The 13,610-nt window shown below is 62.0% G+C and carries 13 protein-coding genes; 1 reads left to right on the plus strand and 12 read right to left on the minus strand.

Annotation, left to right across the window (positions count from 1 at the left end):
* Positions 1-22: 22 nt before the first annotated feature.
* From AB1N67_RS00705 to AB1N67_RS00715, 3 genes are all read right to left on the minus strand, one after another.
* The gene (locus tag AB1N67_RS00705) at positions 23-1,681 is read right to left on the minus strand and encodes a Na/Pi cotransporter family protein (RefSeq protein ID WP_367863475.1); all 1,659 of its coding nucleotides are present in this window, start codon (positions 1,679-1,681) and stop codon (positions 23-25) included.
* Between the two features lie 253 nt (positions 1,682-1,934).
* A complete protein-coding gene (locus AB1N67_RS00710; protein ID WP_043207762.1) occupies positions 1,935-2,705 on the minus strand; it encodes a TerC family protein in 771 nt (256 codons plus the stop codon).
* Positions 2,706-2,774: 69 nt separating this feature from the next.
* Positions 2,775-4,082: a CitMHS family transporter gene (locus AB1N67_RS00715; protein WP_043207764.1), complete on the minus strand. Its 1,308-nt coding sequence runs from the start codon at positions 4,080-4,082 to the stop codon at positions 2,775-2,777.
* 269 nt (positions 4,083-4,351) lie between these two features.
* On the opposite strand from AB1N67_RS00715, the gene AB1N67_RS00720 reads away from it, so the two are divergent.
* Positions 4,352-4,753, plus strand: coding sequence for a GFA family protein (locus tag AB1N67_RS00720; RefSeq protein ID WP_367863476.1), 402 nt, complete (start codon positions 4,352-4,354; stop codon positions 4,751-4,753).
* A gap of 33 nt (positions 4,754-4,786) precedes the next feature.
* Here AB1N67_RS00720 and AB1N67_RS00725 read toward each other — a convergent pair whose 3' ends face one another.
* The 9 genes from AB1N67_RS00725 to AB1N67_RS00765 form a co-directional block, all read right to left on the minus strand.
* Positions 4,787-6,745 (minus strand): DUF4105 domain-containing protein, encoded by a 1,959-nt coding sequence (locus AB1N67_RS00725; protein WP_197852483.1) that lies wholly within the window; start codon positions 6,743-6,745, stop codon positions 4,787-4,789.
* Complete coding sequence (locus AB1N67_RS00730) at positions 6,742-7,062, minus strand: DUF2388 domain-containing protein (RefSeq protein WP_043207767.1); 321 nt, start codon at positions 7,060-7,062, stop codon at positions 6,742-6,744. The genes AB1N67_RS00725 and AB1N67_RS00730 overlap by 4 nt, the downstream gene beginning before the upstream one ends.
* A gap of 36 nt (positions 7,063-7,098) precedes the next feature.
* Positions 7,099-7,392: a DUF2388 domain-containing protein gene (locus AB1N67_RS00735; protein ID WP_043207769.1), complete on the minus strand. Its 294-nt coding sequence runs from the start codon at positions 7,390-7,392 to the stop codon at positions 7,099-7,101.
* A 168-nt stretch (positions 7,393-7,560) separates the two neighbouring features.
* Positions 7,561-7,878 carry a DUF2388 domain-containing protein gene (locus tag AB1N67_RS00740; protein WP_043207771.1) on the minus strand — a complete coding sequence of 106 codons (318 nt, stop codon included), beginning with the start codon at positions 7,876-7,878 and terminating at the stop codon, positions 7,561-7,563.
* A gap of 294 nt (positions 7,879-8,172) precedes the next feature.
* Positions 8,173-8,388 carry a DUF1127 domain-containing protein gene (locus tag AB1N67_RS00745; protein ID WP_043207772.1) on the minus strand — a complete coding sequence of 72 codons (216 nt, stop codon included), beginning with the start codon at positions 8,386-8,388 and terminating at the stop codon, positions 8,173-8,175.
* A gap of 377 nt (positions 8,389-8,765) precedes the next feature.
* A complete protein-coding gene (locus AB1N67_RS00750) occupies positions 8,766-10,259 on the minus strand; it encodes an acetyl-CoA hydrolase/transferase family protein (RefSeq protein WP_102082118.1) in 1,494 nt (497 codons plus the stop codon).
* 204 nt (positions 10,260-10,463) lie between these two features.
* Positions 10,464-11,894 (minus strand): NAD(P)(+) transhydrogenase (Re/Si-specific) subunit beta, encoded by a 1,431-nt coding sequence (locus AB1N67_RS00755; protein ID WP_367863477.1) that lies wholly within the window; start codon positions 11,892-11,894, stop codon positions 10,464-10,466.
* Between the two features lie 2 nt (positions 11,895-11,896).
* Entirely contained in the window at positions 11,897-12,211 is a 315-nt protein-coding gene (locus AB1N67_RS00760; protein ID WP_023631272.1) for an NAD(P) transhydrogenase subunit alpha, read from the minus strand.
* A gap of 11 nt (positions 12,212-12,222) precedes the next feature.
* Positions 12,223-13,344 (minus strand): Re/Si-specific NAD(P)(+) transhydrogenase subunit alpha, encoded by a 1,122-nt coding sequence (locus tag AB1N67_RS00765; protein ID WP_317847760.1) that lies wholly within the window; start codon positions 13,342-13,344, stop codon positions 12,223-12,225.
* Positions 13,345-13,610 lie beyond the last annotated feature (266 nt).

Here is a 13,610-nt window from a genome sequence, read left to right on the forward strand (position 1 = left end):
GGTCTCCAGGTGTGTGCGAATTTCAGGACAGGCGGGCCTCGTCCGGCACGCTGTCGAGCAGAAGTCCGCCCGTATCCGCGCCGCCCAGTACGACATAGGCACTGCTGCAGAACAAAGAGTTCAATCGCTTCATGTCGGCGATCAGCTCCAAGTGTAGCGAACTGGTCTCGATACTTTGCACCACTTTACGTTGCAGACGGCTGACATGGGCGTGGGCCAGGCGCCGCTCTTGTGCGCGGAAACGGCGCTTCTCGCGCAGCAGCAAACGCGCACTCTCAGGGTCTGCGCTGAGGAACACCGACAAGCCCAGACGCAGGTTGGCCAACAATTGCTCCTGAAGGTCAGTGAGTTCTTCCAGCCCGACTTGGGAAAACTCTCGGCGCTGCGAGGTCTTTTGCTGTTGGACCTTGCGCAACATGCGCTCGATCAGGTCGCTGGCGAGCTTTAGGTTGATGGCCAGTTCGATGATCTCTGCCCAGCGGCGGTTGTCTTGTTCGCTCAGGTCTTCCCGGGACATTTGTGCCAAGTACAGCTTGATGGCGCTGTACAAGGCTTCGGCATCCTCGCCCAGGGCACGCACTTGCTGAGGCAGTGCGGTCTGGGTGCCGCGCAGCGCGCCGAGCATGGCTTCGAGCAGGTTATCGACGATATCTCCCAGGCGCAGCGTCTCGCGAGCAGCGTTGGCCAGGGCCAGGCTCGGTGTGCCCAAGGCGGTGGCGTCCAGGTGGCGTGCCTTGATCGGTCCATTGCCGTTCTCGCGCTCTGGCAGCAGCCAACTGCATAACCGGCCCATGGGTTTGACTGTGGGCAGCATGACCAGGCAGCGCAACGTGTTGTAGAGCAGGTGGAAGCCGATCACCAGTTCCTGGGGGCTGAAGCTCAGCGAGTCCATCCAGTCCACCAGCGGATGCAGCACGGGAATGATCAACACCAGGCCGATCAGCTTGTACAGCAGGCTGCCCAGGGCGACCCGGCGGCCGGCGGAGTTCTGCATGCTGGTGGTCAAGAAGGCCAGCAGGCCGCTGCCGATGTTGGCGCCCACCACCAGGCCGATCGCCACCGGCAGGCTGATGACTTCGGCGCCCGCGAGGGTGGCGGTGAGCAGTACGGCGGCCAGGCTGGAATAGGACACCAGGGCGAACAGCGCGCCCACCAGGGCATCGAGCATGATGTCGCCGGTCAGCGAGGCGAACAGCACTCGCACACCCTGGGCATGGGTGATTGGCGCGGCGGCCTGCACGATCAATTGCAGGGCCAGGATGATCAGTCCCAGGCCGATACCCACGCGCCCGAGCTGGCCGGCGCGGGTCTGTTTGCGCGAGAGGAAGAAGATCACCCCGAGGAAGATCAGCAGCGGCGACAGCCACGACAGGTCGAAGGTCAGCACCCGCGCCATCAGCGCGGTGCCCACGTCGGCGCCCAGCATGATCGCCAGTGCCGGCGTCATGGCCATCAAGCCCTGCCCCACGAACGAGGTCACCAGCATCGCGGTGGCATTGCTGCTCTGCACCATGGCGGTGACCACGATGCCGGCGATGAAGGCCAGTGGGCGCTTGCTCATGTTCTGGCTGAGCACACGACGCAGGTTTGAGCCGTACACGCGCAGGATGCCGGTACGTACGATATGCGTGCCCCACACCAGCAAGGCCACGGCGGACAGCAGGTTGAGCAGGGTCAGCATGTTCTGGGCCCCCTTGTTGCCTTGTGCCCCAGGCTGGGGCCAATAGGTGAAGCTGTGAGCCGGGCCCGGGGGTGGGCTGTTTTTGGGGCTCACTGAAGCTTTAGTTGTTTTGCGGACCTGCCGCCAGCTTCGCATGCTCGCCAGGCATTTGAAACATTTGAGTCATGAAAGGGCTGTCATCAACCCAAGGAAACTTCGCGCCAGAAACGAGAAAGGACCCCGAAGGGCCCTTTCTTTCTTGCGCTTCCTGATCTTATTGACCCGGAATGTCCTTGCGCAGTTTCACCGGCTCATGCTCCTTGCCCTGCTTTCGTGCCAAGGCGGTGCGCATGCGGATGTTGATCGCCTCGACCGCCAGGGAGAACGCCATGGCGAAGTAGACGTAGCCTTTTGGCACATGCACGTCGAAGGATTCGGCAATCAGCACGGTACCGACCACGATCAGGAACGACAGGGCCAGCATCTTCAGCGACGGGTGTTTGTCGATGAACTCGCTGATGGTGCCTGCACAGAGCATCATCACCAGCACGGCAACGATGATCGCGGCGATCATCACCGGTACGTGGGAGACCATGCCCACGGCAGTGATCACCGAGTCCAGCGAGAACACGATATCGATGATGGCGATCTGGATAATGGTGTAGAAGAACTTGCCGCCTGCGCCCTTGGGCTCTTCTGCGTTTTCGTCCTCGCCTTCGAGGCCGTGGTAGATCTCCTGGGAGCTCTTCCAGAGCAGGAACAGGCCACCGAAGAACAGGATCAGGTCACGCCCCGAGATGCCCTGCTCGAAGATGACGAACAGGTCGTCGGTCAGGCGCATCACCCAGGTGATCGACAGCAGCAGCATGATGCGGGTGACCATGGCCAGGGCCAGGCCGAAGATCCGCGTGCGCGGCTGCATGTGCTTGGGCATGCGGCTGACCAGGATCGAGATCATGATGATGTTGTCGATACCGAGAACGATCTCAAGCGCCGTAAGAGTAAAAAAGGCAACCCAGATTTCCGGGCTGGTCAGCCATTCCATGTGTTTTCCTTTGAGCGATAAGGGCGACGCACCCAAGCGGGTGCGTCGCGGTTGAATAGTGCGCGTTTCTTACAGACTGCTGAACAGCGGGAAAATCCCCATGAGCAGCGCGGCGAGCATTATGCACAGGCACACGAGCACTGCCCACTTGAGCGTGAAGCGCTGGTGATCGCCGAATTCGATACCCGCCAGGGCCACCAGCAGGTAGGTAGAGGGTACCAAGGGGCTCAGCAGGTGTACCGGCTGTCCGACGATCGACGCGCGGGCCATTTCCACCGGAGTGATGCCATAGTGGCTGGCCGCTTCGGAGAGTACCGGGAGAACCCCGTAATAGAAGGCGTCGTTGGACATGAAGAAGGTGAACGGCATGCTGACGATCGCCGTGATCACCGCCAGGTACGGCCCGAGTGCGTCGGGAATCACCGCCAGCAGACTCTTGGACATGGCCTCGACCATGCCGGTGCCGGAGAGGATGCCGGTGAAGATACCGGCGGCGAAAATCAGCCCGGTCACGGCCAGCACGCTGCCGGCGTGGGCAGCGATGCGGTCTTTTTGCTGTTGCAGGCATGGGTAGTTGACGATCATCGCGATGCTGAAGGCGATCATGAACAGCACCGGCAGCGGCAAGGCGCCGGCGATCAGGGCGACCATCAGCGCAGCGGTCAGGGCGCCGTTGAACCAGATCAGCTTCGGTCGACGGGCTTCCGGAAACTGCGAAACGGTGATTTCGCTGTGGTCGATGTCGTCGGTGGGCAGGTGCAGTTCGCCCAGGCGAGCCCGTTCGCGCTTGCCGTAGAGGTAAGCGATGGCCAGGATCGCCACCACGCCGAACGCCATGGCCGGGATCATCGGCACGAAGATGTCGGACGGGTCGACATGCAGGGCGCTGGCGGCACGCGCGGTGGGGCCGCCCCACGGGGTCATGTTCATCACGCCGCCAGCGAGGATGATCAGGCCGGCCATGATCCGCGGGCTCATCCCCAGGCGGCTGTAGAGCGGCAGCATGGCGGCGCAGCAGATCATGTAGGTGGTGGCGCCGTCGCCGTCGAGCGAGACCACTAGAGCCAGCGCCGCGGTGCCGACCGACACTTTGAGCGGGTCACCTTTGACCAGTTTGAGGATCTTGCGCACGGCCGGGTCGAACAGGCCGGAGTCGATCATCAGGGCGAAGTAGAGAATGGCGAACATCAGCATGACGCCGGTGGGCGCGAGCTTGCTGATGCCTTCGAGCATCATGGGGCCGATGTGGCTGTAGAAGCCGCCGAACAGGGCGAACAGGATCGGTACCAGGATCAGGGCGATCAAGGCCGACAGGCGCTTGGTCATGATCAGGTACATGAACGAAATGACCATGGCGAAGCCGAGGAAGGTCAGCATGGCGGTACTCCAGGCGGTGCGCTGCGAAAGGAAAGTCGATTCGGGCGGGTCAGCGCGTCAGGCGCTGCGCGGGGAGTAGCCGGAGAGGTATAGCGAACAGGCGGGCACAGGAAAACATCGGGTATCACCATTGTTGTTGTTGATTGGGCCGGGCGCGGAAACTTCCGGGTGCCCTGGCTGACCGGTCTGCTGCCGGTGGTGGGGCTATCCTATTGGCGGAAGCTTTCAGCCAGCTTTCGGCTGAAACCAGGCGACAGGAGGTAGTGCCGATGACCGATGTAATGGAAGGTGGCTGCCATTGCGGCGCCCTGCGCTATCGGTTGCAAGGCGATCTTACAGATGTCGCCCATTGCCACTGCTCGATCTGCCGGCGGGTCAGCGGAGGTCTGGTGGTGACCTGGCTGACCTTGCCTCGTGACGATTTCAGTTGGTTGACGGGCACGCCGGGCTGTTATGTCGCTCCTGCCAGTTGCAGCCGTTACTTTTGCACCAACTGCGGGGCACATGTGGCGTTGCTGACGCTACACAGCCCCGCAAGCATCGACGTGACGGTGGCGACCCTGGACCACCCGGAGCGCGTACGTGCCAATCGGCACATCTGGACCAGCAGCCGGTTGCCCTGGTTGCATCTGGATGAGGATTTGCCTGGAGAGGCGCAGGAGAGCCTTTGAAGGCCGGAAACAGCCCCACCAACCTGAGCGGTATCAGGGAAGCTGCAAACCGCCGGCGGCTTTGTGCAATTCCCGCAGATGCACGCCGATCTGCTTCACATTGGCCTCTACCGCCGCGATCTCCTGGGCCCGCGAAGGCTCGAGCAATGCCCTAACTTCTTTGTCCAGGTCGGTGCTCAGGCGCAGCAATTGGGCCTGGCGCTCGCTGCTGATCTTCTCGAGCTGCTTGCGTTCTTCTGGCTGGGGCAAGCCGTAGCCCTTGTTTTCCAGCAACTCCGCCGGGCGGCTGAGGAAGCCGCTGTTTGCGAGCATTTTCTGCAAGGTGTCGTTGGCCTTGGAGATACTGCCGTCCTTGAGGGCGGTGGCGTTCAGGTAGCGCTGTTTGACCTCGTCCTGGGCCAGCAGCAGTTGGCGGCGAAGGCTGGCCTGTTCGAGCAGCAGCAACGCGGCGCTGGTGCGCAGGTCTGCCTGCTGGAACCAGGTACTGCGGTCCTTGGCATCCAGGGCCAGCCAGTCTTCGACTTTGTTCTGCTTGATCGGCAGCTGCTTCTTCAGCACATCGAACATGGCCTGGTAGCGCTCGCGGTAGGAATCGAAGCGATAGCCCAGGCGCAGGGCCTCACGTGGGTCATCCAGGACACTGGTATCGGCCAGCCCTCGCCCTTTGAGTACTTCCAGAAGGCCGTTGGGCATGATGCTGTCCAGATCGTTCAGCCGTGGATTGCCAGTGCCACTGCGCAGCAGTTTCAGGGACTCGACCGCACAATTGTTGGACAGGAAGTAATAGTTGCCGTCATAGCTCCAGTGAATCTCCGCAGCCTGGCGCACCAGGCTTTCAACCTCTTGACGGCTGAGCTTGAGCGGGATCGACGCCAGGCTGCGCAGTTCGGTCTTGGTGTACTCGTCGATCACCTGGCTCAGCGGCAGCACGAACAATCGCGAAGGGTAGGCACCGGTCAGGCCGTCCCAGCTGGACAACTGCACGTCATTGACGAACGCCCGGTACGACAGCACCAAGTGTTGGTCCAGATCCAGCCGGCAGTCTGGGCCACGAGGCCTGCCTGGGGCGCAGATTACCAGGCGCAACATGCTGTGGCCCCAACGGCTCACCCAGTTCTGGTTGGCTTCGGCCAGTAGGTAATCGACTTCATAGACCCGCTGCGGGTCGATTTCGCCCAGAGGCTGGCGGGCGAAATCGGTCCCGGCATTGAGAAATGGCAGACCGCTGACGCAAGTGTTCTGCTGTGGGGCCCAGCCGAAGTGGTCGCGCAGGTACTGATTCAGGGCGGGGCGGCGGCAGGCGTAGCTCGGGTCGAGGAGGAAGTACTCCATGTTGACCGCAACGAACTCCTTGGGGCTGCTCAATTCATAGCTGTCAGGGCTGCGGGCCAGCTGGCCATTGTGTTGCTCGCGATCGCCGCGACGGCCGACATATTGCGGCCATCCGGCCAAATCGAGCAGGCGCGGGTCGTCGCTCAGGGTAAAGCGCCTTTCAGCCTGGCCTCGGCACTGCTCAGGCAGGCCGATCTTGCCCAAGGTGTCCTGCTGGCGCTTGCAGCGGGTGATCAGCTGGCGTTCGGCTTCAGGCCACAGGCGGGCGCGGTCGTAAATGTGTGTCAGCTCGTGAAGCACGGTCGCCAGCAGCTCCTGCCGGACCGTGCCGTGAGGACGGTCGGTCTTCTTTTTGGCCGCGCTGCCATCGGTGAGGCTGGGCAGCAGGCGACGGTTGAGCTCAAGCGTCGCGACCGGCGAGGCCTGTCCATAGGCGTCGGTAGGCATACGCTCGCTCCAGCTGACCTGGATGCGTCGATCCAGCTGTTGCTTGAAGCGGGAGGGAAGCTTGCCCATGGCCTCGTCGAGCAGGGCTTGGGAGGCCTGCTGCTGCTGTGGGTCGAGGCCACTGACCTGCAGCTCGAGCTGCAGGCCAGCCAGGGCGGGCGTGCTGAGCAGCGTCAGGACGCAGCCCAGCAGCCAGGCACGCACGTGGTTCACAGAGCGAGGATGGCTTCGGCCAGAACCTGGTCGCTGGCATCGCGTGCTTCTGGGACGCGCTGGCGAAGGGTGTCGAAGGCGGCCTCCAGTTGAGCGCCGCGGATCTCGCCATTGCTGGCGACGAAACTGGCGGCGTCATCGTGGGCTTGTTGCACCACTTTGGAGTCGCGGATGGACGTCGTGGTGTCAGAGGTGAAATCGATCGAACGGCCAAAGGCACGGACGATGATATTGCTGGTGGCCACCAGGGTTTGTGCCTGGGCCAGGTCGGCCAGCAGCAGCATGCCGAGGGCAGCGGCGATCAGCGGTTTACGCATGGAGCATCTCCGGAAGATACAAGGAGTCAGACATGTTTATTGGACGAGAATTGCCTCGGCCAGTTCACGGTCACCGACACAATGGTACGCATGGGCATGACGCAGCGAATCGAGTGCCGCCTGCAGGCGTGCTCCGCGGATCTGGCCGTCGGTGGCCACGAAGGCTGCGGCGTCGTCGCGGGCCTGGATGACCAGCTTGCGGTCGAACGGCGCGGAGGTCACCTTGCTGGTGACGTAACTGCTGGCGACCAGGCTCTGGGTGGTGACATCCATGGCATGGGCGCTTCCCACGCCGATAAGGGCGAACAGTAACGGCAACGAATAACGCATGGAGTTCTGAAGGCGACGGAGGTGAACGGCGAAGGCTACCCCGGATACGTCGGCCAAGGCCAGTGTGTCCGGTTTGAATGGGGCCGATGTGCAGCCCTCTCGCGGGTAAAGCCCCTTCCACTGGCACTTGGCAGCTTCTTGGGGCTTACCCGCGCTGGGTAAGCAGTGTCAGAGCGCGAGGATGGCCTGGGCCAGTTGCGCGTCGCTTGCCTGCAGGCTTGGCAGCTGCTGGCGGATATGGATGAACGCGCTTTCAAGCTTGGCGCCGCGGATTGCGCCTTCGCTGCCGACGAAGGTCGCGGCATCGTCGCGGGCAGCCTGGACGATCTTGCTGTCACGGAACGACGAAGAGAGATCGGAGGTAGCGTCGGTGGAGGCGGCTACGCCGCGCACGACCGTGTCGGTGGTGACGACGAAGCTGGTGGCGTTGGCGGTGCCGGCCAGGGCCAGCAACAGGGCGGCGCCGATGAGGTGTTTACGGGACATGGTCGTGGACTCCTGCGTAAGGGTCTGGGTGATTCTGGTTATCTGCCGCACGTTTGATCGCTCGCGATGCTTTCAACCAAGCGGCTGAACGAAGCGTATCACGCGGCGGCGGTGCAGAGGTTAACTGGACGGGCTTTGTGCGCAACTGTACTGGTCAATTCTCTGCTAATCAAAACTGTGCTGGTTTGCGCTGTGGTACGCGCACTAGAGCCCTGCAAACAAAAAGCCCGTCGCGGTTTCCCACGACGGGCTTTTGAAATTCTAGGGCGCCGGCCGAGGCCAGCGAGCCCGGGCTTAGCGCCAGAACGGCTTGCTCAGCTCTTCGTAACGCTGGGACTCGGTGATACCGGCGTCAGCCAGCAGACGACCGTCCAGGCGAGCCAGCTGACGACGGCTGCTGATACGACGCTGCCACAGCAGCAAGGTCGACAGGGCGCGCAGAGGCAGCGAAGCGTTGGAGGCTTGAGCGTTGTTTTCGAAAACCAGATCGGAACTGAGGGTACGTTCCATGATGTGTCATCCTTCCGCTTATGGCGGCATTAGGTAGTGATTTAACTGATGCCAATGATCCTCCTCCGTCGTCCAGAACAGTAGATACAGTTCACCAGTATTGCGATCACTCAGTTAACTGTCTAAGCCGACTGTTGCACCTGAAATTGGCGAAACTGTACCGGTGCGCACTTGTTTGGTGCAAAAACAGCGCGCTCCGATTTCGTGTCGACACAAAATCGACGTTTTTACCAGTACAGTAGTACAGTTTTTGTGAGTTAAAGGCGGGCAAGCCAACAGACTGTGTAGGTCCGAATGCAATCGCGGGAGCAGCCCACCCCCCCACAGAGGTGAGGATGGGGCTGCTCCCGCGACAGGTCCAGGCAGGCTGTGCTGGATCAGCTGGCGAGCATGCGGCCGCTTTCTTCCAGGTTTTCGTGCCAGCTCAACGCCTCGCGCAGAATGTGCGGGGTGTGGCCGCCACGCTGGCAGGCGCGGTCGAAGTAGTCGTTCAGCGCGGCGCGGTAGTCCGGGTGCACGCAGTTATCGATGATCGCCCGTGCGCGCTCGCGCGGGGCCAGGCCGCGCAGGTCAGCCAGGCCTTGCTCGGTGACGAGAATGTCCACGTCATGCTCGGTGTGGTCCACATGGCTGACCATCGGCACTACGCTGGAGATCGCGCCGCCTTTGGCGATCGACTTGGTGACGAATACGGCCAGATGGGCGTTGCGGGCGAAATCGCCGGAGCCGCCAATGCCATTCATCATCTTGGTGCCGCAGACGTGGGTGGAGTTGACGTTGCCATAGATGTCGAATTCCAACGCGGTGTTGATACCTATGATGCCCAGGCGACGCACCACTTCGGGGTGGTTGGAAATTTCCTGTGGACGCAGGACGAGCTTGTCTTTGTAGCGCTCCAGGTTGCCGAACACATCGGCGTTGCGGCGGGTCGACAGGGTGATCGAGCTGCCCGAGGCAAAGCGCAGCTTGCCGGCGTCGATCAGATCGAAGGTCGAGTCCTGCAGCACTTCGGAGTACATGGTCAGTTCTTCGAACGGCGACTCGATCAGACCGCACATGACCGCGTTGGCGATGCTGCCGATGCCGGCCTGCAGTGGGCCGAGCTTGTTGGTCATGCGGCCGGCATCCACTTCACGCTTGAAGAAGTCGATCAGGTGGTCGGCGATGGCCTGGGTTTCGTCGTCCGGCGGCAGCACGGTGGATGGCGAGTCGGGTTGGTCGCTGATCACGATGCCGACGATCTTGGCCGGGTCGATCGGGATTGCGGTGCTGCCGATGCGGTCATCGACTTTAACCAGCGGAATAGGGGTGCGAGTCGGGCGGTAGGTCGGGATATAGATGTCGTGCAAGCCTTCGAGGTTGGCGTTGTGCGACAGGTTGATCTCGACGATCACCTGCTTGGCGAAGATCGCGAAGCTGGCCGAGTTACCTACGGACGTGGTTGGAACGATGTGGCCTTGCTCGGTGATCGCCACGGCCTCGATGACCGCGATGTCCGGCAGCTTGAGCTGCTGGTTGCGCAGCTGCTCGACGGTTTCCGACAGGTGCTGGTCGATGAACATCACCTGGCCGTCGTTGATGGCCTTGCGCAGGGTGCTGTCCACTTGGAACGGCATGCGGCGGGCGAGCACGCCGGCCTCGGTCAGCTGCTTGTCCAGGTCGTTGCCCAGGCTGGCGCCAGTCATCAGGCTGATCTTCAGGGGCGACTGCTTGGCACGTTCGGCCAGGGCATGCGGCACGGCCTTGGCTTCGCCGGCGCGGGTGAAGCCGCTCATGCCGACGGTCATGCCGTCCTGGATCAGGCCAGCGGCATCAGCCGCACTCATTACCTTGCTGTGCAGGGAGGACAAGCGGATACGATCACGGTACATGGATTGTTATCTCGGGCTACTGAAGCTACTGGAGCGCAGTCTAGAGATTTCGCCCGTTGCCGTCCCGCGACCATGGTCGTAGGCGAAGGCTGGATTTAGAGCCGTTGATCTGGATCATGCAAACGAAAAACCCCCGGGCATGACACCCAGGGGTTTTAGGGGATTGCCTGCGCTTCTATATATAAGTGCAGGTGAGTCTGGCGATCATTCCACGGCCTTGACCATGTCCTCGATCACCTTCTTGGCATCCCCGAACACCATCATGGTCTTGTCCAGGTAGAACAGCTCGTTGTCCAGACCTGCGTAGCCGCTGGCCATGGAGCGCTTGTTGACGATGATGGTCTTGGCCTTGAACGCCTCGAGGATCGGCATGCCGGCGATCGGCGACTTGGGGTCGTTCTTCGCTGCCGGGTTGACCACGTCGTTGGCGCCCAGCACCAGCACCACATCGGCCTGGCCGAACTCGGCGTTGATGTCTTCCATCTCGAAGACCTGGTCGTACGGCACCTCGGCTTCGGCCAGCAGCACGTTCATGTGCCCAGGCATGCGCCCCGCCACTGGGTGGATCGCGTACTTAACGGTCACGCCGTTATGGGTCAGCTTCTCGGTCAGTTCCTTGAGCGCGTGCTGGGCGCGGGCCACTGCCAGGCCGTAGCCAGGCACGATGATCACGCTGTCGGCGTTGCTCAGCAGGAAGGTCGCGTCGTCGGCCGATCCGGACTTCACCGGACGCTGCTCCTGGGAGCCTGCGCTGGCGCCGGCATCGGCGCCGAAGCCGCCGAGGATGACGTTGAAGAACGAACGGTTCATCGCCTTGCACATGATGTACGAGAGGATCGCACCGCTGGAGCCGACCAGGGAGCCGGCAATGATCAGCATCGAGTTGTTCAACGAGAAGCCGATACCGGCCGCTGCCCAGCCCGAATAGCTGTTGAGCATGGACACCACCACCGGCATGTCGGCACCACCGATCGGAATAATGATCAGCACGCCCATGATGAACGCCAAGGCGAGCATCAGGGTGAAGGCACTGTAATGGCCAGTGAAGGTGAACAGCAGGCCCAAGGCAATGGTGGCCAGGCCCAGGATCAAGTTCAGCTTGTGCTGCCCGGTGAACTGTACCGGTGCGCCTTGGAACAGGCGGAATTTGTACTTGCCTGACAGCTTGCCGAAGGCGATGACTGAGCCGGAGAAGGTGATCGCACCGATGGCCGCACCGAGGAACAGCTCCAGGCGGTTACCGGTGGGGATCGGGTCGCTGATGCTGGCGACGATGCCCAGCGACTGCGGCTCGAGCACCGCGGCTATGGCGATGAACACCGCTGCCAGACCGATCATGCTGTGCATGAAGGCCACCAGCTCCGGCATCTTGGTCATCTCGACGCGCTTGGCCATGATCGAACCGGCGCTGCCGCCGATCAACAAGCCGACGATCACGTAGCCGATGCCGGCAGTCGCCAGCTCTGCACCCAGCTTGTAGATAAGGCCGACCGTGGTGAGGATCGCGATCCCCATGCCGATCATGCCGAACAGGTTACCCCGGCGCGAAGTGGTCGGGTGCGACAGGCCCTTGAGCGCCTGGATGAAGCAGACGGAGGCGACCAGGTAGAGAAGCGTTACCAGATTCATGCTCATGCTTACTTCTGCCCCTCGTTCTTGGTTTTCTTCTTGAACATCTCCAGCATGCGACGGGTGACCAGGAAGCCACCGAACACATTGACCGCCGCCAGGGCCACGGCCAGGGTACCCATGACCTTGCCTGCCGGGGTCACAGTCAGCGCGGCGGCCAGCATGGCGCCCACGATGACGATCGCGGAGATGGCGTTGGTGACGGCCATCAGCGGGGTATGCAGCGCTGGGGTGACGTTCCAGACCACGTGGTATCCCACATAGATGGCCAGCACGAAGATGATCAGGTTGTAGATGCCATGGGAAATCAGCATGTCTTCCATTGTCGTGCTCCTTAACCGTTCTTGCGCACGACCTGGCCGTCGCGGCACATCAGGCACGCGGCGACGATGTCGTCTTGGAGGTTGATCACCAGCGCGCCGTCCTTGTCGAACAGCAGCTTCATGAAGTCCAGCAGATTGCGTGCGTAGAGCGCCGAGGCATCGGCAGCGACCTGGGCTGGCAGGTTGGTCGGGCCGACGATGGTAACGCCCTCTGCCATTACCACCTGATCCGCTACGGTCAGCGGGCAGTTACCGCCTTGGGCGGCGGCCAGGTCGATGACCACGGCACCGGGCTTCATCTGCGCGACGGTTTCGGCGCTGAGCAGTGTCGGTGCCTTGCGCCCGGGAATCAGCGCGGTGGTGATGACGATATCGGCCTGCTTGGCGCGTTCGTGCACGGCCTGGGCCTGGCGTTGCATCCAGCTGGCTGGCATGGGACGGGCGTAGCCACCGACACCTTCGGCGCATTCGCGCTCCTCATCGGTCTCGTAGGGCACATCGATGAACTTGGCGCCCAAGGACTCAATCTGCTCCTTCACGGCCGGGCGTACGTCCGACGCTTCGATCACCGCACCGAGACGCTTGGCTGTGGCAATGGCCTGAAGGCCCGCGACGCCGGCGCCAAGAATCAGCACTCGAGCCGCCTTTACCGTACCGGCAGCAGTCATCAGCATCGGCATGAAGCGCGGATAGTAATGGGCCGCCAGCAACACGGCTTTGTACCCGGCAATGTTGGCCTGGGATGACAACACGTCGAGGCTCTGGGCACGGGAAGTGCGTGGCGCAGCCTCGAGGGCGAAGGCGGTGATACCGCGTTCGGCCATCTTGGCGATCATGTCGTTGTTGAACGGGTTGAGCATGCCCACCAGCAGCGTGCCGCTGTTGATCTGCGCAAGCTCTTGATCACTGGGTGCGACTACCTTGAGCACCAATTGCGCGCCGAAGGCATCGGCGGCATTGCCCAGGGAAGCGCCTGCGGCCTCATAGGCACTGTCCGGAATGCTGGCATTGAGCCCTGCCCCCCGTTGGACGGTGACCTGATGACCCTGGCCAACCAGCTTCTTGATGGTTTCCGGGGTGGCGGCGACCCGCGTTTCGCCCGTCTGCGTCTCGAGAGGAACACCAATGTGCACGACTTATTCTCCTGCGGTGACCTTTTGTCTTTGTTGAAGCCAGCGCACTTCGGGTGGTGCGTCTGGTGCGGCCGTTCAGCATGAACCCGCCGGTTCCGGGGCGGGTCGAGCATTTTGCAGACGAACCGAAGGGGCTTCAACCGGTTCTGAAGCGATACGAAGCCAAAACTACAAGTCACCCTGTGACCGTATGTCGCAACAAGCCGAAAGCGGCCCGTCAAACACAGGGTATTCGGAGATTAAGGTAAAAACTGCAATTTTTTGTA

This window comes from Pseudomonas guariconensis, from assembly GCF_040822035.1.
Taxonomy (GTDB): domain Bacteria; phylum Pseudomonadota; class Gammaproteobacteria; order Pseudomonadales; family Pseudomonadaceae; genus Aquipseudomonas; species Aquipseudomonas guariconensis.